This is a genomic window from Streptomyces sp. WAC04114 (genome assembly GCF_019733245.1).
GTDB classification, from domain to species: domain Bacteria; phylum Actinomycetota; class Actinomycetes; order Streptomycetales; family Streptomycetaceae; genus Streptomyces; species Streptomyces massasporeus_A.
Genome location: NZ_JAIGQA010000086.1, coordinates 1 through 23,310 on the forward strand (window position 1 = coordinate 1; position 23,310 = coordinate 23,310).

The following is a 23,310-nucleotide window of genomic DNA, read 5'->3' on the forward strand; positions in this document are numbered from 1 at the left end:
GCCCGGCGGCGCCTTCCCGGGCGACGCGAAGATCACCGATATCGCAGACGAGAAGTGCTACGCCCTCCAGGACCAGTACGCGATGGACACCTGGGCGATGCCGGCCGATGTCGACGTGTACTACCTGCTGCCCTCCCGGGTGAGCTGGCGCTACGGCGACCGCGCGATCACCTGCCTCTTCGGCGACACCGAGGCGAAGGCCAAGCTGACCGGTTCCCTGCGCACCGACCCCACCACCCTCGGCACCGACCAGGTCGTCTTCCTCTCGACGGCCAACGCCCTGGACACGGCGCTCTACGAGGAGCCCGAGAAGAGCACCGAGGACGACCTCGACGCCCACCGGGCCTGGGCCGGCCAGGTCCACGACGTGCTCGGCGAGAACATCGAGGCGCTGCGCGGGCACTCCTGGCCGGCCGGCGCCCGGGGGCCCCTCGCCGACCTGGTCGAGGAGATGGAGGACGCCCGGGAGGAGTGGCGCGGGGCGAGCACCGCGCGCGACGTGGACACCTACTTCGCGCACTACGACAAGGCGTACGGATCCGTGGACGGCCCGGCGACCGTCACGGCGCGCAAGGCCCTCGGTCTGGCGGCGACCCCGCCCGCCTCCGGGGAGGATGAGGAGGGCACCTCCGAAGCGCAGGTGTGACGGCGGCCATAGCGGGGAGAAAGTGCCTGCGTAAAGCCCTCAGGGCCGCCGTGTCATCACATCGAGTGATTCTCTGGCCTTTGCTTGCACCGGACAACCTACGGTTGCCACGCTGTTGCTGTCTGTACAACCTGATGGGAGCGGCCAGTGACATTCGGTGAGCAGCCGGCGTACCTGCGCGTCGCGGGTGATCTCCGCAAGAAGATCGTCGACGGTCAGCTGCCACCGCACACCCGCCTCCCCTCCCAGGCCAGAATCCGCCAGGAGTACGGGGTCTCGGACACGGTCGCGCTGGAGGCCCGCAAGGTGCTCATGGCGGAAGGCCTGGTCGAGGGCCGCTCCGGCTCGGGGACGTATGTGCGCGAGCGGCCCGTGCCCCGGCGCATCTCCCGCTCCGGCTACCGCCCGACCGGAGGTGCCACCCCGTTCCGCCAGGAGCAGGCCGACGGCGAGGGCCGCGGCACCTGGGAGTCCAGCAGCGAGCAGTCCGAGGCGAGCGTCGCCGTCGCCGAACGGCTGGGCATCGAGCCGGGCGAGCGGGTCATGTGCACGCGGTACCTCTACCGCGAGGCCGGCGAGGCGATGATGCTCTCCACGTCCTGGGAGCCCCTCACCGTCACGGGGCGTACGCCGGTGATGCTGCCGGAGGAGGGCCCGGTCGGCGGCATGGGCGTCGTCGAGCGCATGCGCGCCATCGACGTGATCGTGGACAACGTCACCGAGGAGGTCGGCGCCCGCCCCGGCCTCGCCGAGGAGCTGCTCGTCCTGGGCGGCGTACCGGGTCATGTCGTCCTGGTCATCCAGCGCACGTTCTACGCCTCCGGCCGCCCCGTGGAGACGGCCGACGTGGTCGTCCCGGCCGATCGGTACCGGGTGGCCTACCACCTTCCGGTCAAGTAGCGAACGCTCACATCCGCCCCGCGGCGCGCACCCCGCGCGCCCCGCTCACACGGTCGTCGTGCGCAGGGGCACGGGCAGGGGTGGCGCGTGCCCCGCGAACCGCCGTCGTTTGCGCAGGTCGGCGGTCACCTCCGCGGTATGCCACGGACCGGGTGCGCCGAGGTGCGCCGACGGCGCGTTCGTCGGCGTGCGCCCCCTGCGTTCTGGCTGGTTGCGTACCTCTTTGTGAAAAGCCGTATTCGCTGCGTAAAGGTTAGGCGTAGGGTCGGGCATATGCGCATTGCGGTTTCCTTAGCGGGTGGGGCACGGCACAGGCCGCGGGTGGGAAGTGGAGGGGCGCGATGAACGACAGCACGGTCACTCTTCCCTGGCTCGTGATACGAGAGGACGACAACGGCAACCGCTACCGCGTGGGCCGGTACGCGACCCGGGCCGAGGCCCAGAAGATCGCGGACAGCCTCGACGGTCGCGGGCACAAGCAGCTGTACTGGGTCGAGCGGCTCGGTCAGAACGGGTCGGCCGTGGCCCGCGACTGACCTCCGTGAGTCCGGCAGGGCTCCCGTAGGCTCCCCGCATGAGTGAGCGGATCGTCGTGGGGGCCGTGCTGGTCGAGGACGGGCGGCTGCTGGCCGCCCGGCGTAGCGCGCCCGTGGAGCTGGCCGGGCGCTGGGAGCTGCCCGGCGGCAAGGTCGAGCCCGGGGAGACGGCCGACGCGGCGCTCGCGCGGGAGCTGCGCGAGGAACTCGGCGTCGACGCCGAGGTGGGCGAGCGTGTCCCGGGGGAGTGGCCCCTCAGGACGCCGTACGTCCTGCACGTGTGGACCGCCCGGCTGCGACCCGGCTCCGCCGCCCCCGAACCCCTCGAAGACCACGACGAACTGCGCTGGCTCGGCCCCGACGAGATCTGGGACGTGCCCTGGCTCGACCAGGACGTCCCGGCCGTACGGCAGGCCCTCGCGCACCTGGGAGCCGTGGAGGGCCTTCCCGCGCACGGCACCGGATCCGGTGGGCCGGAAGCGCCCGGAGCCTGAAGCCGCCCGGAGCCCCAAGCCGCCGGGAGCCCCAAGCCGCTGGGAGCCCCAGGCCGCTGGGAGCCCGAAGCCGCCCGGGGGCGTGTGGTCCTCATCGCACTGTCGACGGAGCGCCCCCTACGCCTTTCGTGCCACAGCGCGCCGCCCCGCGCGGTACTCCACCCCGGATATCGGGTATGTGCCCATTAACCCCATGAAACCGGACATGGGCGGGGCTCCTGCCTGGGAAGTGATCGGCGTGATCGACACCGAAGGTGACTGCGCCGAGTGGAGCTTTCCCGCCGACCCGGGTGCCGTGCGCACCGCCCGTCAGGCCGTGCGCGGCCAACTCCGGCGCTGGGGCCTCGAGAGCCTCGCCGACCTCGCCGCCCTGCTGGTGAGCGAGCTGGTCACCAACGCCCTGCGGCATGCCACGGGCCCCATCGGGGTCCGCCTGGTACGCCCCTCAGGGCTCGGCGGCGTCCTCCTGGTCGAGGTCTCCGACCCGCTGCCGGACCCGCCCCGCGAGCGCCCCGCCCGCCTGGAGGACGAGAGCGGCCGCGGACTGCACCTGGTGGCCTCCTCCTCCCGCCGATGGGGTACCCGGCCCGGCGCCGCGGGCAAGACCGTGTGGTTCGAACTCGCGGTGCCGGAGTGAAAATCCGGTGTACGTACGTGACACCGCTGTAGAGCGCGTGGTTCAGGCCAGTGGCGGTTGCCGGCCGACGGGGTTCGACGACGTGTCCCCTGGTTAGAAGACTGGAAGTGTTGTCACGGTCCGGACCGAAAACCATCGGGACCGTGCTGTGATCGTGAACACCGTGTTGTGCGGCACCGTAGTGCTGGATACTGCGGGCAGCCGCCCCCGGTGACCGGTGCCGGACGCGGTGAGCTGGAGGGGACGGTTCGCGTGAGCGAGATACCAGCGAAGGCCACGGAGTCCGAGGACCCGTCGGAGGGCGCGAGGGCGAGGGCCGCCGACGGCCTGGCCTCCGCGGTGGGAGGTGCGCTCGCGGCCGACGGGGTGCGGACCGGGGACGCCATGTGGCAGAGCAGTCCCCCCGGATCCATCTACGACTACATCAAGGTCGTGTCCTTCTCCATCGGTCCCGACGGGCTGGTCGAGCAGTGGAGCCTGCGCGCCGAGCACCTCTTCGGCATCCCCGCCGACCGCGCCGTCGGCATGGACCCCATCGAGGCGTTCATCGACCCGCGCCACCGCGAGCGCGGCATGCGCAAGATGGCCGAGATCCTCGACGGCCGCGAGTGGACCGGCGTGGTGCCCTTCCGGATGCCGAGGGGCGTCGAGGGGGAGTGCGGCCACGAGGGGCTCGCCGAGGTGTACGTCATGCCGACGCGCACCGAGGAGGGCGACAAGGCCGCCGTCTGCATCGTCGTCGACGTGCGCACCCTGCGCAGCATCGAGACCGACCTCGCCGCCTCGCAGGCCATTTTCGGTCAATCCCCGTTCGGATTCCTGCTGATCGACCCCGACCTGCGGGTCCGCCGCGTCAACCAGCGGTTCGCCTCCATCTTCGGCGGCGCACCCGACGACCACCGCGGCAAGGGCGTCCACGACTACCTCCCGCGCGGCGAGGCCGAGCGGGTCGCCGCAACCCTGCGCCGGGTGCTGGAAACCGGCAGCTCCATCACCGACATGCACGTCACGGGCTTCGTGCCGGGTTCCGACGAGCGCCGCCACTGGTCCGTCAACCTCTACCGCGTGCACAGCGGTTCGGGCCGTCCCATCGGGGTCGCCTGGCTCGGGATCGACATCACCGCCCGCCGCGCCGCCGCCCGCGAGGCCGCCGCCGCCCGGCGCAACCTCGCCCTGCTGAACGAGGCCGGCGCCCGCATCGGCAACTCCCTCGACCTGGAGACCACGGCCCGCCAGCTCCTCGACGTGGTCGTCCCCGGCTTCTGCGACCTGGCCACGGTCGACCTCTACCAGGGGCTGCTGGCCGGCGACGAGACCCCGCCCGGGCTCGCCGACGGCAGCGCCGAACTGCGCCGCGTGGCCTTCGCCAGCGCCGTCTCCGACGCGCCCTTCACCGGCACCGGCGTGCCCGTCGCGGTCGGCGCCGTCCACCACTACCCGTTCAACTCGCCCTGCGCGGACGCCCTGCGCACGGCCCGCCCCCAGACCGTCCCGGGCGAGGACGGCGGGCTCGTGCAGTCCACGCTCGCCGTGCCGATGGTCGCCCACGACACGGTCGTCGGGCTCGCGCAGTTCGCCCGTACGAAGGGCAGCGAGCCGTTCGGCGACCGGGACCGCGACCTCGCCGTGGAGCTGGCCGCGCGGGCCGCGGTCTGCATCGACAACGCGCGCCTCTACCGCCGCGAACACGAACGCGCGTTGATACTGCAACGCTCCCTGCTCCCGCCCGGCGACCCGGAGGCCTCCGGCCTCGACATCGCCTGCCGCTATCTCCCCGGCAACGTCAACACCGGCCGGCCCAGCGAGGTCGGCGGCGACTGGTTCGACGTCATCGAACTGCCTGGGCACCGCACCGCGCTGGTCGTCGGCGACGTCATGGGCCGTGGCCTGCGCGCCGCCGTCGCCATGGGCGAACTCCGCACCGCGGTCCGCACCCTGGCCCAACTCGACCTGGAACCGGCCGAGGTGCTCTCCCAGCTGGACGAGATCGCCCGCGGACTCGGCGCCCCCGGGGGCGTCCAGCAGGCGACGAGGGCGGCCCGCCGCCCCCGTGAGGCCGACCTCTCGGAGGTGTACCTCGCCACCTGCGTCTACGCCGTCTACGACTCGGTCACCCGGCGCTGCACCTTCGCCAACGCGGGCCATCTGCCGCCCGTCCTGGTCGAGCCGGGCGAGCCGGCGCTGATGCTGGACGTGCCGCCGGGCATGCCGCTCGGCGTCGGCGGGGAGCCCTTCGAGGAGGTCGAGGTCGAACTGCCCGAGGGCGCCCTGCTCGCGCTCTACACGGACGGCCTGGTGGAAAGTCGCGACCACCCCCTGGACGAGGGCCTCCAGGCCTTCGTCAGCGCGCTCTCCGACCCGACCCAGCCGCTGGAGGACGTCTGCGACCACGTCCTCAACACCCTCGACACCCACCACGGCGAGGACGACATCGCGCTGCTGATGGCACGTGTACAGGGGCTGCCCACGGATTCCGTCGGTGACTGGACCCTGCCGCGCGAGCCGCGCAGCGTGGGCCGGGCCCGTGAGTACGCCCGCGCCCAGCTGCTCGCCTGGGACATGGAACCCCTGGTCGACACCACGGAGCTCCTGGTCAGCGAACTGGTCACCAACGCTCTGCGCTACGGCGAGGGCGAGATCCGGCTGCGCCTCCTGCTCGACCGCACCCTGGTCTGCGAGGTCTGGGACTCCGGCCTGGTCCAGCCCCGCCGCCGCCGGGCCCGCGACACCGACGAGGGCGGCCGCGGCCTCCAGCTCGTCGGCCTCCTCAGCGCAGCGTGGGGCTCCCGCCGCACCCCCCGGGGCAAGACGGTGTGGTTCGAACTGCCCCTGCCCGGAGGGGACACGAGCCTGACGGACCCGGCGGAGGCGTTGCTGAGTCTGTTCTGACGGCAACCGAACGTGCGTGCTGATCGTCATCCCCGGCAACATCATCCGCATCACCGGGGGGACGGCATGGACCACGCGGAAGGCACCACCCCGACCGAGGCGGCAGCCGAGGGCGCCGCGCAGGACGCTCCCGCACCCGGCAGCGGGCAGGGCAGCCGGCGCCGACGCCGGATCGGACGCACGGCGCTCGCCGTGGTCCTGGCCCTGCTGGTCCCGCTGCTGTCCGTGCTGACGGCCCTGCGCGTCAACTACACGGGCGACCCGGCGGACGGCACGTACACCAGGAACCGCGACGCCCTCTGGCTCGGCCACGCCTGGGTCGACGGGCGCAAGAAGGACGCCGACGTCACGGCCCTGGCCCGGCGCCTGCGCGACACCGGCATCCGCGACCTGTACGTCCACTCGGGCCCGCTGGAGCACGACGGCACGCTCCCCGAGTCGGTGTATCCGAAGGCCCGTTGGTTCATCGACGCCGTGCACGACAAGCTTCCCGGCGTCCGGGTCCAGGCGTTCCTGGGCGACGTCCTGGCGACCGAGGGCGACGAGGGCATGCGCCTGGAGAACGCGAAGACCCGCGCCGCCGTCCTGCGTTCCGCCGGCCGGATCCTGGACACCGGCTACGAGGGCATCCACCTCGACCTCGAGCCGATGCACTCCGGTGACCGGAACTTCCTGAGCCTCCTCGACGCCCTGCGCCGCGAGACCCGCTCCCGGGACGCCCGGCTCTCCGTCGCCGCCCACCAGATCGACCCGCTCCCGGCCTTCCACACCCTGTGGGGAAGCGTCACCGGGCACCCCAAGTGGTGGTCGCAGGAGTTCTTCGGCCAGGTCGCCCGCCGCGTCGACCAGATCGCCATGATGTCGTACGACACGATGCAGCCGCTGGAGAGCACCTACGGCGGCTACGTCGCCCAGCAGACCTCCCTGGCGCTGGAGGTCACCCCGCCGTCCACCGACCTGCTGATGGGCCTGCCCTTCTTCCACGAGAACCGCTTCGGGCACTGGAACCACGCCGAGACCGTCCCGGCGGCGGTCCGGGGTGTCCGCCTGGGCCTGTCCCGCACGGACGCGGACCGGGCCCGCTTCGGCGTCGCGCTCTACATCGATTTCGCCGCCACCGAGGCGGACTGGCGTTCCTACAAGGAAGACTGGGTGCGGTGACCACGACCAGACGCCCCCTCACCACCGCCGACCTCGCACCCCTCGCGTGCGCCGCCCTGGGCCGGTCCCGCGCCCTCACCGGAGCGGAGCGCCTGCGCGGCGGCACCAAGAAGGGCGTCTACCGCCTCACCCTCGACGACGACTCCACCGCCGTCGCCTACGTCTGGTCCGCCGACGAGGACTACTGGGACCGGCCGGACCCCGACCCCCGGGACGTCTTCTCGCACGGCACGGGCCTCGGCCTGTTCACGGCGGCTCACGACCGGCTCACCGCCGCCGGTGTCCGCACCCCCCGCCTCCGGTACGCCGACTCCACGCACACGCGCCTGCCCGCGGACGCGGCCGTCGTCGAGGACCTCACCGGAGGCAGCCTGGAGGACGCCCTGGCCCGCGAGCCGGAGCAGGCCCCACGGGCCATGGAGCGGGTGGCCGAGCTGCTCGCCGCCCTGCACGGCCACACCGGACCCCGGTTCGGGAAGGTCGCCGTCGTCGACAACGGCGGTTCCTCGTACGGCGGATCCTGCGAGCGGCGCGTCGCCGAAGGAGCCCTGCGCGCCGTGGCCGAAGCCGCCGCACGCGAGACCCGCGCCGCCGCCGCACGCCGGGAGCTGGAGGAGGAGGTCCACGCCCTGGCGGCAGAGGTCCGGCCCCGCGACCACCACACCCTCGTCCACGGCGAACTCGGGGCCGACCACGTCCTGCTCACCCCCGACGGGCATCCGGCGCTCATCGACATCGAGGGCCTGATGTACGCCGACGTGGAGCACGAACACGTCTTCCTGAGGCTCCGCTTCGGCCCCCACTACGACGCCCTGCGCGTCCCTGGCCTGGACGAGGCACGCCTGCGCCTGTACCGCCTGGCCATGCACATCGGCCTGGTCTCGGGCCCGCTGACCCTGATCGAGGGCGACTTCCCGCACCCGGAGCGGATGCGGGAGATCGCCGAGCACAACCTCCACCAGGCGCTCAGCCTGCTGAAGAGCGCCTCCTGATCTTCGAGCCCAGCCACACCAGCGGGTCGTACTTGCGGTCGACCGCCCGCTCCTTCAGCGGGATCAGCGCGTTGTCCGTGATCTTGATGCCCTCGGGGCAGACCTCCGTGCAGCACTTGGTGATGTTGCAGTAGCCGAGGCCGTGTTCGTCCTGGGCGGTGGTCTTGCGGTCCAGGCCCGCCTCCGACGCCGCGTCCAGCGGGTGCATGTCCAGCTCCGCCACCCGCATCAGGAAACGGGGCCCGGCGAATGCCTGCTTGTTCTCCTCGTGGTCACGGACCACATGGCAGGTGTCCTGGCACAGGAAGCACTCGATGCACTTGCGGAACTCCTGCGAGCGGTCCACGTCCTCCTGCATCATCCGGTACTCGCCCGGACCGACCCCGGCCGGCGGCACGAAGGCCGGGACCTCCCTGGCCTTGGTGTAGTTGAAGCCGACGTCGGTGACCAGGTCGCGGACGACCGGGAACGCCCGCAGTGGCGTCACCGTGATCGTCTCCTCGCGTTCGAACACCGACATGCGCGTCATGCACATCAGCCGCGGACGGCCGTTGATCTCCGCCGAGCAGGAACCGCACTTGCCCGCCTTGCAGTTCCAGCGCACGGCGAGATCGGGCGCCTGGGTGGCCTGGATGCGGTGGATGATGTCGAGCACCACCTCACCGTCGTTGACCTCGACCTCGAAGTTCTCCAGGCCGCCGCCGCCCACGTCCCCGCGCCACACCTTGAAGTGGGCCGTATAGCCGCTCATTCGTGGAGCTCCTCTTCGGCGAGGTACTTGACCAGCTCCTCCTTGTCGAACAGGGCGAGCAGGTCGTCACGGACGGGTTCGGTGGTCTCACGGGTGAGGGCGATCTGGCCGCGGACCGGGTCCGTCGCCGCCAGGCCGCCCGTGGGGTCGGTGAGCGCGCACAGCAGATTGATCCGGCGCCACGCGCGGTCCATCCCCGGATGGTCCTCACGCGTGTGCCCGCCGCGCGACTCGGTGCGCTCCAGCGCCGCGCGCGCCACACACTCGCTGACCAGCAGCATGTTCCGGAGGTCCAGGGCGAGGTGCCAGCCCGGGTTGAACTGCCGGTGCCCCTCGACCCCGGCCCGGCGCGCCCGGAGCCGCAGCTCGGCCAGCTTCTGAAGGGCCTGCTCCATCTCCGGCTCCCGGCGGATGATGCCGACCAGGTCGTTCATCGTCTGCTGGAGTTCCTGGTGCAGGGTGTACGGGTTCTCCGGGGGGCCGCCCATCGGCTCCTCGGTCTCCGCCTCGGCCGAGAAGGGCCGCAGCGCCTCCGCCGCCGCCGCGTCGATCTGGACGTCGTCCACCACGGGCCGCGCCCCGGCCGCCCCCGCCGCGTACTCGGCGGCGTGCCAGCCCGCCCGGCGCCCGAAGACCAGCAGGTCGGACAGGGAGTTGCCGCCGAGCCGGTTGGAGCCGTGCATGCCGCCGGCCACCTCACCGGCCGCGTAGAGACCCGGCACCCCGCGTGCCGCCGCCGTGTCGGACTCGACCGCGATCCCGCCCATCACGTAGTGACAGGTGGGCCCGACCTCCATCGCCTCTGCCGTGATGTCGACGTCCGCCAGCTCCTTGAACTGGTGGTACATCGACGGCAGCCGGCGCTTGATCACCTCGGCGGGCATCCGCGTCGACACGTCGAGGAACACGCCCCCGTGCGGCGAGCCGCGCCCCTCCTTCACCTCGCTGTTGATCGCCCGCGCGACCTCGTCGCGAGGGAGCAGCTCGGGCGGGCGGCGGTTGTGGTCCGGGTCGTCGTACCAGCGGTCGCCCTCCTCCTCCGTCTCGGCGTACTTGTCCTTGAAGACGTCGGGGATGTAGTCGAACATGAACCGCTTGCCGTCGGAGTTGCGCAGCACACCGCCGTCGCCGCGCACCGACTCGGTGACGAGGATGCCCTTCACCGACGGCGGCCAGACCATGCCGGTCGGGTGGAACTGCACGAACTCCATGTTCAGCAGGGGAGCGCCCGCGAGGAGGGCCAGCGCGTGGCCGTCGCCCGTGTACTCCCACGAGTTCGACGTCACCTTGAAGGACTTGCCGATGCCGCCGGTGGCGATCACCACGGCGGGTGCCTCCAGCACGAAGAAGCGGCCCGACTCGCGCTCGTAGCCGAACACCCCGGAGACCCGGCCGCCCGCGGCGGAGCCACTGCCGGACACCGTCTTCAGCACACGCGTGACCGTGCACTCCTGGAGGACCTTCAGCCGGGACTCGTAGTCGCCGGTCTCCTTGAAGTCCGCCTGCTGCAGCGCGACGATCTTCTGCTGGAGCGTGCGGATCAGCTCCAGGCCCGTGCGGTCGCCGACGTGGGCGAGGCGCGGGTACTCGTGACCGCCGAAGTTGCGCTGGGAGATCCGGCCGTCCTTGGTGCGGTCGAACAACGCCCCCCAGGTCTCCAGCTCCCACACCCGCTGTGGTGCCTCCTGGGCGTGCAGTTCGGCCATCCGCCACTGGTTGAGGAACTTGCCGCCGCGCATGGTGTCGCGGAAGTGCACCTGCCAGGAGTCGTTCTCGTTGGCGTTGGCCATCGCCGCCGCGATGCCGCCCTCGGCCATCACGGTGTGCGCCTTGCCGAACAGCGACTTGCAGATCACGGCCGTACGGGCGCCGCGCTCACGGGCCTCGATGGCGGCGCGCAGGCCCGCGCCGCCCGCGCCCACCACGACGACGTCCCACTCCTGCCGGTCGACCACGGACATCAAAAAGGCCCCATCCCTCTAGAAGAAGCGCGGATCGTCGAAGGCGCCGGACGCGACCAGGTAGACGTAGAAGTCGGCGAGCGCCACGCTCACCAGTGACGCCCAGGCCAGCTGCATGTGCCGGGCGTTGAGCTTCCCCGCCCACTGCCACATCCGGTAGCGCACGGGATGCCTGGAGAAGTGCTTGAGCTTGCCGCCGACGATGTGCCGGCAGGAGTGGCAGGAGATCGTGTACGCCCAGATCAGCACGATGTTGACCAGGAACACGAGGGTGCCGAGCCCCATGTGGCCCCAGGCGTAGTTCTCGTCGCGGAAGGCGAGCACGGTGTCGTACGTGAGGATCCCGGCGACGACGAGCGCGGCGTAGAAGAAGTACCGGTGGATGTTCTGCAGGATCAGCGGGAAGCGGGTCTCGCCGGTGTACTTCTTGTGCGGCTCGGCCACCGCGCAGGCCGGCGGGGACGCCCAGAAGCCCCGGTAGTAGGCCTTGCGGTAGTAGTAGCAGGTCAGGCGGAAGCCGAGCGGGAAGATCAGGATGATGATCGCGGGCGAGATGCCCCACCAGCTCCCGAAGATCTCCCAGTTCGGGCCGGACCGCATCGGCTCGCAGTTCTCCGCCAGGCACGGGGAGTAGAAGGGCGAGACGTAGGGCGCCGCGTAGTAGTCGGTGTTGGCGAAGGCCCGCCAGGTCGAGTAGACGATGAAGGCCAGCAAACCCGCGGCGGTGCCGGCCGGGGCCAGCCACCAGCGGTCGGTGCGCAGGTGCGGGGCGGCGATCGCGGCCCGCGCAGCGCCCCGCACACCGCCGCTCTCAGGTCTGGGTTCGGTGGCAGGGGGTTCCGTACCAGTGGCCACGTGACGACTCCGGTCGGGTTCGGGGGAGGTGCCGGTCGCGCTCGACTCCTCCCCGGGTCAGGGAGCGCGCCGGTCCCGGGCGCCGAGCCCCTCGTCGTCCGAGTCGCTCCACAGGGCGGAGTCGTACGGCGTGTCCGAGATGGTGACCAGCTCGGGGCGGGTCGGCGCGGCCGGTGACGCGGCGGCGTCGCGCAGCAGGGCGACGCTCTCGCGCAGGTGGTTGGCGTCGGCACGGACGCGGCGCATCTCCAGGCCACCGGTGCCGAGCTGCTTCTCCAGGCGTCCCAGCGACCGGAACACTTCGTCGAGACTGCGCTGGACTGACGTCAGTTCGTCGTGAACGGACATGACTTGCCCTCACTTCCGCGGGTCCTTCATGGCCCAAGGCGGCAACGTTCATGCGCCTGCGAGTGTTGCGCGTCACGCCTTGTGCTGTGAAGGGATGTGCATCGATTGGCCGAGGCGTGTGGGTGCACCGTGCGGTGCATTGGGCCGCACGGGTGGCTTCCCGCCCGTGACCGCCGTGTCGCCCTGTGTTGCCGAACCCTTTCCTCTTCAGTGGCCGCATACATCAGATGAACTCCAAATACCGCCAAAAGTGATCATAACGCCCGCGGCTCCCCGGAGGTAGCACAGATGTCCCAGCACGGCGTCGGCCCGCGTGCGGTCACGCGCTCGGTCGCCTTCCTCACCGCGGGAGTGCTCGCGGTGCCCGCGCTCGCCGGATGCGGTTCCGAGGACCCGTCCGGCAAGCCGCTCGCCGGGCAGGACATCCAGCCCGCACCCCGCGACCGGATCACCGACGGAGGCACCCTGCGCTGGGCCGTCGACTCCGTACCCGACACGCTGAACACGTTCCAGTCGGACGCCGACGCCACCACCACCCGTGTCGCCCAGGCCGTCCTGCCGTCGATGTTCCGCATGGACGCCTCCGGCCGCCCGGAGCGCAACGCCGACTACCTGGAGTCCGCCAAGGTCGTCGACACCGAGCCCAAGCAGGTCGTGCTGTACAAGCTCAACCAGCAGGCCGTCTGGAGCGACGGCCGGGAGATCGGCGCCGCCGACTTCGCCGCCCAGTGGCGCGCCCTGTCCGGCAAGGACACCGCGTACTGGACCGCCCGCAACGCCGGCTACGACCGCATCCAGAAGATCGAGCGCGGCGACAACGCCCTGGAGGTCCGGGTCACCTTCAGCCGCCCCTACGCGGACTGGCGCTCGCTGTTCTCCCCGCTGTACCCCAAGGACGTCATGGGCACCCCGGACTCCTTCAACGACGGGGCCCGCAAGAAGCTCAAGGTCACCGCCGGACCCTTCACGGTGAAGAAGACCGACCGCGAGGACGGGGAGATCACCCTCGTCCGCAACCCGCGCTGGTGGGGCGAGCCGGCCAAGCTCTCCGAGATCGTGCTGCGCACCGTCCCGCGCGACAAGCGGGCTTCCGAGCTGGCCGCCGGCACCCTCGACCTGGCCGAGATCGACCCCGCCGCGGCCCGCCGCATCACCGTCGCCGCCCGGCCCAAGGCCTCCGGCAGCCCGCTGATGGGCCCGGGCGCCGACCGGTCCGCGGCGGACTCCCTGGAGTCCTGGGCCGTCGCCAACGGCTCCGACGAGGAGGCCGCCGACGAGGAGACCGTCGCCCGCAAGAAGCTGCGCAAGGCCGCCGTCAGGTACGCCCGGCAGCAGCAGGCCCTCGGCGGTTTCGAGGTCCGCAAGTCCCTGGAGCCGGCCTACACCCAGCTCGCCCTGAACGGCGCCGAGGGACCGCTCACCGACGAGCGCGTCCGCAGGGCCGTCGCCCGCGCCCTGGACCGCAAGGAACTGGCCCAGGTCGTCCTCAAGCCGCTCGGCCTGCCCGCCGTCCCGGTCGGCAGCCACCTCGCCCTGTCCGGCCAGGCCCACTACGCCGACAACAGCGGCGCCCTCGGCGGCCAGGACACCAAGGAGGCCCAGGCCCTGCTCGCGGACGCCGGGTGGGTGCGCGGCGGCCCGGTCAAGGAGGTGAAGAAGAAGGAGAAGGCCGCCGGCCCCGAGGGCGAGAAGGCCGACGACAGCGGCGAGGACAACAAGGCCCACGACCCCGCGGGGCACCTCGCCCAGGACGGCAAGCAGTACATCGCCCCGCACCAGGGCGGTGCCCCCGGCGCGTACGCCCCCCGGGGCACCGCGGCGCCGGCGAACCAGGAGGCCGCCCCGCTCGCCAAGAACGGCAAGCCCCTCACCCTGCGCTTCGTGCTCCCCTCCGGGCCCGGCTCCCAGACGCTGCGCACGGTCGCCGACCGCATCTCCCGGATGCTGGAGCGCGTCGGCATCGGCACCGAGATCTCCAAGGTCTCCGACGAGTCCTACTTCAAGGACCACATCGCCTCCGGCCAGTACGACCTCGCCCTGTACTCCTGGCCCGCCACGGCCTACCCCGCCACCGACGCCCGCCCCGTCTACGCCAAGCCCGTCCCGGCCGCCGACGGCTCGCTGAACGTCGAGCAGAACTACACCCGCGTCGGCACCGACCAGGTCGACCAGCTCTTCGACGAGGCCGTGGCCACCCTCGACGAGGGCGAGTCCCGCTCCCTGATCCGCAAGGCCGACTCCCGCATCTGGGCCGCGGCCGGCTCGATCCCCCTCTTCCAGCGCCCCCAGCTCGTCGCGGCCCGCAAGAACCTGGTCAACACCGGCGCCTTCGGCTTCGGCACACCGGTCTACGAGGACATGGGCTTCCTGAAGAAGGGCGCGAAGCCCGCGTCGGGCCCGTCGGCGAAGGGCTCCACCGCGCCGTAGCTCCGGCAACGCGCAGACGCCTGCCGCGCCCCGCCCGGCGTCCGCACCATGACCTCAGCAACGATCATGGTGCGGACGCCGGGCGTTCGCATACCCGGGCGCCCGGACTCAGCGCCGGGCCCAGGCACCGGTGTAGAGCCCCTCAAAACAGGCCTGACCTGCGCCGACGTATCCCGGCTAACCCCTGCGGCCGCAGCCCCGTACCATGGGACGTGGCCGTGGCATGTTGAGCCCGGCAGGGCCCGCGCACCGCAGACGTCCGCGCAGGGCATTCCTCACCATTCCGGGAGTACGCCTTTTATGGCCACGCGCCACGACATCCGCAACGTCGCCATCGTCGCTCACGTCGACCACGGCAAGACCACCATCGTCGACGGCATGCTGAAGCAGGCCGGCGCCTTCGCCGCGCACCAGCTCGACTCGGTCGACGACCGCATGATGGACTCGAACGACCTGGAGCGTGAGAAGGGCATCACGATCCTGGCCAAGAACACGGCGGTGAAGTACCACCCGAAGGACGGGGGGGACGTCATCACCATCAACATCATCGACACCCCCGGTCACGCCGACTTCGGCGGTGAGGTCGAGCGCGGTCTGTCGATGGTCGACGGTGTCGTCCTGCTCGTGGACGCCTCCGAGGGCCCGCTTCCGCAGACCCGCTTCGTGCTGCGCAAGGCGCTCCAGCAGCGGCTGCCCGTCATCCTCTGCATCAACAAGACGGACCGCCCGGACTCCCGCATCGACGAGGTCGTCAACGAGACGTACGACCTCTTCCTCGACCTGGACGCCGACGAGGAGCAGATCGAGTTCCCGATCGTCTACGCCTGCGGCCGCGACGGCATCGCCTCGCTGACCAAGCCGGACAACGGCACGGTCCCCGCCGACTCCACCAGCCTGGAGCCGTTCTTCTCCACGATCCTGGAGCACATCCCGGCCCCGACCTACGACGAGGACGCCCCGCTCCAGGCCCACGTCACCAACCTGGACGCCGACAACTTCCTCGGCCGTATCGCGCTGCTCCGCGTCGAGCAGGGCGAGCTGCGCAAGGGCCAGACGGTCGCGTGGATGAAGCGCGACGGCTCCGTCAGCAACGTCCGCATCTCCGAGCTGATGATGACCGAGGCGCTCACCCGCAAGCCGGCCGAGATGGCCGGCCCCGGTGACATCTGCGCGGTCGCCGGCATCCCGGACATCATGATCGGCGAGACCCTGGCCGACCCGGAGAACCCGGTCGCGCTGCCGCTGATCACGGTCGACGAGCCCGCGATCTCCATGGTCATCGGCACCAACACCTCCCCGCTGGTCGGCCGCGGCGCCACCGGCAAGGGCGCCGACAACAAGGCGGCCGTCAAGGACCGCAAGGTCACCGCCCGCCAGGTCAAGGACCGCCTCGACCGCGAGCTGATCGGTAACGTCAGCCTCCGCGTGCTCGACACCGAGCGTCCCGACGCCTGGGAGGTGCAGGGCCGCGGTGAGCTGGCGCTGGCCATCCTGGTCGAGCAGATGCGCCGCGAGGGCTTCGAGCTGACCATCGGCAAGCCGCAGGTCGTCACCAAGGAGGTCGACGGCAAGACGTACGAGCCCGTCGAGCGCATGACGATCGACGTGCCCGAGGAGCACATGGGCGCCGTCACGCAGCTCATGGGCGTCCGCAAGGGCCGCATGGACAACATGTCGAACCACGGCTCCGGCTGGGTCCGCATGGAGTTCGTGGTGCCGTCCCGCGGTCTCATCGGCTTCCGGACCGAGTTCCTGACGCAGACCCGCGGCACCGGCATCGGGCACTCCATCCACGAGGGCTTCGAGCCCTGGTTCGGCACCCTGCAGACCCGCAACAACGGCTCGCTGGTCGCCGACCGCTCCGGTGCCGTCACCGCCTTCGCGATGACGAACCTCCAGGAGCGCGGCGTGCTCTTCGTGGACCCCGGCACCGAGGTGTACGAGGGCATGATCGTCGGCGAGAACTCGCGCTCCGACGACATGGACGTGAACATCACCAAGGAGAAGAAGCTCACGAACATGCGGTCCGCCTCGGCCGACTCGTTCGAGGCGATCGTCCCGCCGCGCAAGCTGTCGCTGGAGCAGTCCCTGGAGTTCTGCCGGGACGACGAGTGCGTCGAGGTCACCCCGGAGGCCGTGCGCATCCGCAAGGTGAACCTGGACGCCCGCGAGCGCGCCCGCGCCGCGAGCCGCGCCAAGCACGGCTGACACCCCTCACCACGGCACCGGGCACCCCGCTCATGCGGGGTGCCCGGTGCCGTTGTGTAAAGGAAGGGGAACGCGAAGGGGAGGGGTAGGGAAAACCCTCGATTTGCCGGTGACAGCCGTCAGGGGCGGTTTTCTCCCACTACCCTGCTCCGGAAGCGCCGCGCCTCCCCGACCCCGGGGAACGCGTAACGGCCTTGCCGCGCAAGCTTCTTGAGCGCGCGACAGACTCCGCTGGCACCCTGCACGGGACCCACGGTACGTCGCAACCGGTTTTTCTCACTCTCGCGTCCGGAATGCGGACAGCCGACACCGATAGATGTGTAACAAGTCCGTTTCGCAGGGATCTTTCACCAAACCCTTTGTCCGGATTTTGGAAGATGTAGGCGAGAGCTGTGATCGAACCGAGACCTCGAGAGTGTGGTTCGGTCCTGGCGTTTGGCAGATAGTTAGGCGCGTAGAGCTCGGATGTACGGGTCAGTAGCCGGCAGCGGCGCGACTCACGAGCGCGGGGGCACTCGACGAATTCCGGCACCGGCGACGGGCGGGGGCCGTGATGTGTCGTGTGCTCCCTTCGCGGTGAACCAATGACTTCATAGGAGGAACCCATGCGCGGTGCCAAGAGCGCCAAGTGGGTCGCGGGTGCGATAGTCGTCGCCCTGGCTGCCACTGCCTGCGGCGGCGGCGGTGACGACGAGGGGAAGAGCAAGGGTTCCGGCCCTGCGGGATACGTCTCGATCGACGTCGGCGAGCCGCAGAAGCCGCTCATCCCGGCTGACACCAACGAGAGCAACGGCTCGTACGTCATCCAGTCCCTCTTCACCCAGCTGCTGGACTTCGACTCCAAGGGCGACATCGTCTACACGAACGCCGAGTCGGTCACCACCGACGACTCGAAGACGTGGACGGTCAAGCTCAAGAAGGGCTGGAAGTTCCACAACGGCGAAGAAGTCACGTCCAAGTCGTACATCGACGCTTGGAACTGGTACGCCAACATCAAGAACAACCAGCAGAACTCCTTCTGGTTCCAGGACATCAAGGGCTACGACGATGTCCACCCGGAGAAGGGTGACCCGAAGGCCGAGACCATGTCCGGTCTGAAGGCCGTGGACGACCACACCTTCACCATCGAGCTGAAGTACACGATGCCGTACTTCAACTACAAGCTCGGCTACACCACCTGGGCCCCGCTGCCCAAGGTCTTCTACGACGACCCGAAGGCCTTCGGCCAGAAGCCGGTCGGCAACGGTCCCTACACGTTCGAGAAGTGGGACCACAAGAAGCTCATCCAGGTCAAGGCCTGGGACGAGTACCAGGGCCCGAACAAGGCCAAGAACAAGGGCGTCCAGTTCAAGGCGTACACGACCCTCGAGGCCGCGTACAAGGACGTCGTCTCCGGCAACCTGGACATGATCCGCCAGGTCGGCCCGACGGACCTGCCGAAGTACAAGCAGGACCTGGGCGACGGCGCCATCGAGCAGCCGTACGCGGCCATCCAGACGCTGACCCCGGCGTTCTACTCCAAGACCTTCAAGGACATCGACCCGAAGGTCCTGCAGGGTCTGTCGATGGCGATCGACCGCGACACGATCACCAAGACGGTTCTGAACAACACCCGCACGCCGGCCAAGGGCTTCACGCCGCCCGGTGTCAAGGGCAACCAGAACCTGGACACGGACGTGTTCACGTACAACCCGACGAAGGCCAAGCAGCTCATCAAGGAGGGTGGCGGCGTCCCGGGCAACAAGTTCACCGTCCAGTACAACACCGATGGTGGGCACAAGGAGTGGGTGACCGCGGTCTGCGAGTCCATCCGCAAGGCCACCGGTGTCGACTGCACGGGTGACCCGAAGCCCGACTTCGCCACGGACCTCGAGGCCCGTGACAACGACCAGGTGAAGGGCATGTACCGCGGTGGCTGGGTCGCCGACTACCCGGTCAACGCCAACTTCATGAAGGAGCTGTACCACACCACCGCCGAGGCCAACAACGGTCGCTTCTCCAACAAGGAGATCGACGGGCTGATGAACAAGGCGGACAACGCCAAGTCCCTCGAGGCGTCGGTGAAGGCCTTCCAGGAGGTCGAGAAGAAGCTGGTCGAGCACATGCCGGCCATCCCGCTCTGGTACTACCGCATCAACGGCGGCCACGGTAAGGGCGTCGACAACGTCAACGTCGACTTCCACGGTGACCTCGAAGTGTGGGCCGTCACCACCAAGTAAGAGGAGCCTTCCGGGCTTTTCCCACTCGGCCGTAAGCCCACCGCCGATTCAGGCGGCGGTGGGAGGTGCGTGGGGCCGTCTCGTCGCCAGAGACGGCCCCCGCACCTGCGTTAACCCCTCACGGAGGCACCTATGGGGCGCTATGTCGCACGACGACTGCTCCAGATGATCCCGGTGTTCATCGGATCAACCCTGCTCATCTTCTGCATGATGTACGCCCTGCCCGGCGACCCCGTCCGGGCGATGATGGGGGATCAGGCGTACGACCCGGCGGTGGTCGCGAGCATCAAGAAGGAACTGGGGCTCGACCAGTCGCTCCTTCAGCAGTACGTGAATTACATGGCCGGTCTGTTCCAGGGCGACTTCGGTACCCAGATCGCCAGCCAGCGGCCCATCGCGGACATCATCAGCGATGCGTTCCCGGTGACGATCAGACTGACGATCTTCTCGTTCACCTTCGTCACGGTCGTGGGCATCGGCCTCGGCATCGTCGCCGGCCTGCGCCCCGACACGCTGCGGGACCGCGGACTGCTGACCCTGACGCTGTTCCTCGTCTCGATGCCGTCCTTCGTGCTGGGCTTCCTGCTGCAGTACCTGCTCGCCTTCAAGTGGTCGGTCACGACTCCCACGGTGACCGACTCGACGGACTTCTCCCAGCTCTTCCTGCCGGCAACCGTGCTGGCGTCGCTCTCCCTCGCCTACGTCGCCCGATTGACCCGCACGTCGATCGCGGAGAACCTGCGGTCCGACTACATCCGCACCGCCGTGGCGAAGGGGCTGCCGCGCCGCCGTATCGTCGGTGTCCACCTGATGCGCAACTCGCTGATCCCCGTCGTCACCTTCCTCGGCATCGAGATCGGCAGCCTGATGACCGGTGCCATCGTGACCGAGGGCATCTTCAACGTTCGCGGCATCGGTATCGAGATCTACGAGGCCCTCAGCCGGCGTGAGGGCGCCACCGTCGTGGGGATCGCCTCCCTCATGGTGGTCATCTACCTCGTTGCCAGCTTGATCGTCGACCTGCTTTACGCGGTCCTGGACCCGAGGATCCGGTATGCCTGACAAGACCGTCGTGAAGAAGGTCGAAGCCCTTCCCGGTGACACGGTGAGCACCGCGGGCGTTGTCGTGACCGACGCGGGACCGGCTCCCGAGAAGGCGCGCAGCCTGTGGTCCGACGCCTGGCACGACCTGCGGCGCAACCCGCTGTTCCTGATCTCGGCCGTGCTGATCGTGTTCCTGCTGGTGATGTCGATCTGGCCGGGACTGTTCACCAGCGCCTCGCCCCGCGACGCCGATCTGGCCAAGCACTACCTGGGCAAGCCGAACTGGGGCCATGTCTTCGCCCCTGACTGGTTCGGCTACGACGTCCAGGGCCGTTCGATCTACGCCCGGGTCGTCTACGGTGCCCGTGCCTCGATCACCGTCGGCGTGGGCGTCACCGTCGCCGTCACCGTCATCGGCACGATCATCGGCATGATCGCCGGCTACTTCGGCGGCTGGACCGACACCCTGCTCTCGCGGGTGACCGACATCTTCCTCGGCATCCCGTTCCTGCTCGGTGCGCTGGTGGTGCTCAACTCCTTCGACGACCGCACCGTCTGGGTCGTCATCATGGCCCTCGCCTTCCTCGGCTGGACCCAGATCGCCCGAGTCGCCCGCGGTGCCGTGATCACCATCAAGCAGGCGGACTACGTCGTGGCCGCCAAGGCGCTCGGCGCCTCGACGTCCCGGATCCTGTTCCGGCACATCCTGCCCAACGCTCTCGCACCCATCATCGTCGTCGCGACCATCGCGCTCGGCGGCTACATCGCGGCCGAGGCCACCCTGTCCTTCCTGGGCGTGGGGCTCGGAGACACGGCGGTATCCTGGGGCGGCGACGTGGCGCGAGGACGTGAGCAGCTCCGTATCGCCCCGCACACCCTGATCATCCCCTCGGTGATGGTGTCGATCACGGTGCTGTCGTTCCTGATGTTCGGCGATGCGGTACGCAACGCCCTCGATCCCAAGCTGCGCTGAGGGAGGCGTACGTGACCATCATCGATGAAGTGGCCGAGAGTCCCGCACCGGACGGCTCGGAGGGCACGGGCCGCCCGCTGCTCGAAGTCCGCGACCTGCACGTGGAGTTCCACACCCGCGACGGCGTGGCCAAGGCCGTCAACGGCGTCAACTACTCCGTGTCCGCGGGCGAGACGCTCGCCGTGCTCGGCGAATCCGGCTCCGGCAAGTCCGTCACCGCGCAGGCCATCATGGGCATCCTCGACATGCCGCCCGGCCGCATCCCCCAGGGTGAGATCCTCTTCCGCGGCCAGGACATGCTCAAGATGTCCGCCGAGGAGCGCCGCAAGATCCGCGGCCGGCGCATCGCCATGATCTTCCAGGACGCACTGTCCTCACTGAACCCGGTACTGACCGTCGGCTACCAGCTCGCCGAGATGTTCCGCGTTCACCAGGGCATGTCCAAGAAGGACGCCAAGGTCAAGGCGATCGAGCTGATGGACCGGGTGAAGATCCCGGCCGCCGCGGCCCGGGTGAACGACTACCCGCACCAGTTCTCGGGCGGTATGCGCCAGCGCATCATGATCGCGATGGCGCTCGCCCTGGAGCCGGACCTGATCATCGCCGACGAGCCGACGACCGCCCTCGACGTGACGGTCCAGGCCCAGGTCATGGACCTGCTCGCGGATCTGCAGCGCGAGTACAACATGGGTCTGATCCTGATCACCCACGACCTCGGCGTGGTCGCCGACGTCGCGGACAAGATCGCCGTGATGTACGCGGGCCGCATCGTCGAGCGCGCTCCGGTCCGCGAGCTGTACAAGCGTCCCGCGCACCCGTACACCAGGGGCCTGCTGGACTCGATCCCGCGTCTGGACCAGAAGGGCCAGGAGCTGTACGCGATCAAGGGCCTGCCGCCCAACCTGACGCGTATCCCGTCCGGCTGCGCCTTCAACCCGCGCTGCCCCAAGGCGCAGGACATCTGCCGCACGGACGTCCCGGCGCTGTTCCCCGTCACCGAGCAGGACGGCGGCGAACTCGTCGGCCGCGGCAGCGCGTGCCACTTCTGGAAGGAGACGATCCATGGCTGAGCTCGGCAAGACCGACGAGCCCCAGGACGCCACGCCGAACGTCTCCGAGGTCGAGGTCGTCGACGCCTCCTTCGAGACGGAGGCGGTCGCCGCGATCGAGGCGCCGGTGGAGCGGGGCGAGCCGATCCTGCAGGTGCGCAACCTGGTGAAGCACTTCCCGCTCACCCAGGGCATCCTGTTCAAGAAGCAGGTCGGCGCGGTCAAGGCGGTCGACGGCATCTCCTTCGACCTCTACCAGGGCGAGACGCTCGGCATCGTGGGCGAGTCCGGCTGTGGCAAGTCCACGGTCGCCAAGCTGCTGATGATGCTGGAGAAGGCGACCGCGGGCGAGATCTTCTACAAGGGCCAGGACATCACCAAGCTGTCCGGGCGCGCGCTGAAGGCGGTCCGCCGGAACATCCAGATGGTGTTCCAGGACCCGTACACCTCGCTCAACCCCCGTATGACGGTGGGCGACATCATCGGGGAGACCTTCGAGATCCACCCCGAGGTGGCGCCGAAGGGCGACCGCCGCCGCAAGGTCCAGGAGCTCCTGGACGTCGTCGGCCTCAACCCCGAGTACATCAACCGCTACCCGCACCAGTTCTCGGGCGGTCAGCGTCAGCGCATCGGCATCGCCCGCGGCCTGGCCCTGAACCCCGAGATCATCATCTGCGACGAGCCGGTCTCCGCGCTGGACGTGTCCGTCCAGGCGCAGGTCATCAACCTGATGGAGAAGCTGCAGGACGAGTTCAACCTCTCGTATCTCTTCATCGCGCACGACCTGTCGATCGTCCGGCACATCTCGGACCGCGTGGGCGTGATGTACCTCGGCAAGATGGCCGAGATCGGCACGGACGAGCAGATCTACGACCACCCGACGCATCCGTACACCCAGGCGCTGCTCTCCGCGGTCCCGGTGCCGGATCCGGAGGCCCGTGAAGGCCGCGAGCGGATCATCCTGACCGGCGACGTCCCGTCCCCGGCCAACCCGCCCTCCGGCTGCCGCTTCCGTACCCGCTGCTGGAAGGCGGAGGACAGGTGCGCGCAGGAGGTGCCCCTGCTGGCGGTACCCCGGCGTTTCGAGGGCGTGGACACGCCGGCGGCGCACGAGTCGGCATGCCACTTCGCCGAGGAGAAGGACGTCGTACACGCGGTGTGAGCCGTTGCCGGACCCGGCCACTGATTCCCGGCACCAACTCCGGTGCCGGGAATCAGCG

At 69.8% G+C, this 23,310-nt stretch carries 18 protein-coding genes and 1 pseudogene; 15 read left to right on the forward strand and 4 right to left on the reverse strand.

Going from position 1 to position 23,310, the window contains the following annotated elements:
• From K4G64_RS21865 to K4G64_RS21900, 8 genes and pseudogenes are all read left to right on the forward strand, one after another.
• Positions 1 to 646, forward strand: a pseudogene (locus K4G64_RS21865) (hypothetical protein); the annotation flags it as partial.
• 147 nt (positions 647 to 793) lie between these two features.
• Entirely contained in the window at positions 794 to 1,546 is a 753-nt protein-coding gene (locus K4G64_RS21870; protein ID WP_221757715.1) for a GntR family transcriptional regulator, read from the forward strand.
• A gap of 341 nt (positions 1,547 to 1,887) precedes the next feature.
• On the forward strand, positions 1,888 to 2,082 hold the full coding sequence (locus K4G64_RS21875) for an SPOR domain-containing protein (RefSeq protein ID WP_221757716.1): 195 nt from the start codon (positions 1,888 to 1,890) through the stop codon (positions 2,080 to 2,082).
• 38 nt (positions 2,083 to 2,120) lie between these two features.
• Positions 2,121 to 2,576, forward strand: a complete 456-nt coding sequence (locus K4G64_RS21880) for a (deoxy)nucleoside triphosphate pyrophosphohydrolase (protein WP_221757717.1) — start codon at positions 2,121 to 2,123, stop codon at positions 2,574 to 2,576.
• A gap of 193 nt (positions 2,577 to 2,769) precedes the next feature.
• Positions 2,770 to 3,213, forward strand: coding sequence for an ATP-binding protein (locus K4G64_RS21885; RefSeq protein ID WP_221757718.1), 444 nt, complete (start codon positions 2,770 to 2,772; stop codon positions 3,211 to 3,213).
• A 252-nt stretch (positions 3,214 to 3,465) separates the two neighbouring features.
• A complete protein-coding gene (locus K4G64_RS21890) occupies positions 3,466 to 6,102 on the forward strand; it encodes a SpoIIE family protein phosphatase (RefSeq protein WP_221757719.1) in 2,637 nt (878 codons plus the stop codon).
• Between the two features lie 66 nt (positions 6,103 to 6,168).
• Positions 6,169 to 7,263 (forward strand): hypothetical protein, encoded by a 1,095-nt coding sequence (locus K4G64_RS21895; RefSeq protein ID WP_260460779.1) that lies wholly within the window; start codon positions 6,169 to 6,171, stop codon positions 7,261 to 7,263.
• A complete protein-coding gene (locus K4G64_RS21900; RefSeq protein WP_221757720.1) occupies positions 7,260 to 8,255 on the forward strand; it encodes a phosphotransferase in 996 nt (331 codons plus the stop codon). The genes K4G64_RS21895 and K4G64_RS21900 overlap by 4 nt, the downstream gene beginning before the upstream one ends.
• Here K4G64_RS21900 and K4G64_RS21905 read toward each other — a convergent pair.
• From K4G64_RS21905 to K4G64_RS21920, 4 genes are read right to left on the reverse strand one after another with little or no spacing between them, the layout of a single operon-like run.
• A complete protein-coding gene (locus K4G64_RS21905; RefSeq protein ID WP_221757721.1) occupies positions 8,230 to 9,006 on the reverse strand; it encodes a succinate dehydrogenase/fumarate reductase iron-sulfur subunit in 777 nt (258 codons plus the stop codon). The two genes, K4G64_RS21900 and K4G64_RS21905, sit on opposite strands and share 26 nt — an antisense overlap.
• Positions 9,003 to 10,967: a fumarate reductase/succinate dehydrogenase flavoprotein subunit gene (locus K4G64_RS21910; RefSeq protein ID WP_221757722.1), complete on the reverse strand. Its 1,965-nt coding sequence runs from the start codon at positions 10,965 to 10,967 to the stop codon at positions 9,003 to 9,005. Before K4G64_RS21910 ends, K4G64_RS21905 begins: the two co-directional genes overlap by 4 nt.
• A gap of 18 nt (positions 10,968 to 10,985) precedes the next feature.
• Positions 10,986 to 11,822, reverse strand: a complete 837-nt coding sequence (locus K4G64_RS21915) for a hypothetical protein (RefSeq protein ID WP_221757723.1) — start codon at positions 11,820 to 11,822, stop codon at positions 10,986 to 10,988.
• Between the two features lie 57 nt (positions 11,823 to 11,879).
• Positions 11,880 to 12,170, reverse strand: coding sequence for a hypothetical protein (locus K4G64_RS21920; RefSeq protein WP_062928894.1), 291 nt, complete (start codon positions 12,168 to 12,170; stop codon positions 11,880 to 11,882).
• A 288-nt stretch (positions 12,171 to 12,458) separates the two neighbouring features.
• Between K4G64_RS21920 and K4G64_RS21925 the strand changes: the two genes are divergently transcribed.
• The 7 genes from K4G64_RS21925 to K4G64_RS21955 all read left to right on the forward strand — a co-directional run bounded on the left by K4G64_RS21925 (position 12,459) and on the right by K4G64_RS21955 (position 23,252).
• Positions 12,459 to 14,597, forward strand: coding sequence for an ABC transporter family substrate-binding protein (locus K4G64_RS21925; protein ID WP_221757724.1), 2,139 nt, complete (start codon positions 12,459 to 12,461; stop codon positions 14,595 to 14,597).
• 300 nt (positions 14,598 to 14,897) lie between these two features.
• Positions 14,898 to 16,805: a translational GTPase TypA gene (typA, locus tag K4G64_RS21930; RefSeq protein WP_221757725.1), complete on the forward strand. Its 1,908-nt coding sequence runs from the start codon at positions 14,898 to 14,900 to the stop codon at positions 16,803 to 16,805.
• A 605-nt stretch (positions 16,806 to 17,410) separates the two neighbouring features.
• Positions 17,411 to 19,024: an ABC transporter substrate-binding protein gene (locus tag K4G64_RS21935; RefSeq protein WP_221757726.1), complete on the forward strand. Its 1,614-nt coding sequence runs from the start codon at positions 17,411 to 17,413 to the stop codon at positions 19,022 to 19,024.
• A 132-nt stretch (positions 19,025 to 19,156) separates the two neighbouring features.
• A complete protein-coding gene (locus tag K4G64_RS21940) occupies positions 19,157 to 20,086 on the forward strand; it encodes an ABC transporter permease (protein WP_221757727.1) in 930 nt (309 codons plus the stop codon).
• The gene (locus tag K4G64_RS21945) at positions 20,079 to 21,041 is read left to right on the forward strand and encodes an ABC transporter permease (protein WP_221757728.1); all 963 of its coding nucleotides are present in this window, start codon (positions 20,079 to 20,081) and stop codon (positions 21,039 to 21,041) included. Before K4G64_RS21940 ends, K4G64_RS21945 begins: the two co-directional genes overlap by 8 nt.
• 11 nt (positions 21,042 to 21,052) lie before the next feature.
• Entirely contained in the window at positions 21,053 to 22,111 is a 1,059-nt protein-coding gene (locus K4G64_RS21950) for an ABC transporter ATP-binding protein (RefSeq protein ID WP_221757729.1), read from the forward strand.
• Complete coding sequence (locus K4G64_RS21955) at positions 22,104 to 23,252, forward strand: ABC transporter ATP-binding protein (RefSeq protein WP_221757730.1); 1,149 nt, start codon at positions 22,104 to 22,106, stop codon at positions 23,250 to 23,252. Before K4G64_RS21950 ends, K4G64_RS21955 begins: the two co-directional genes overlap by 8 nt.
• Positions 23,253 to 23,310: the final 58 nt, after the last annotated feature.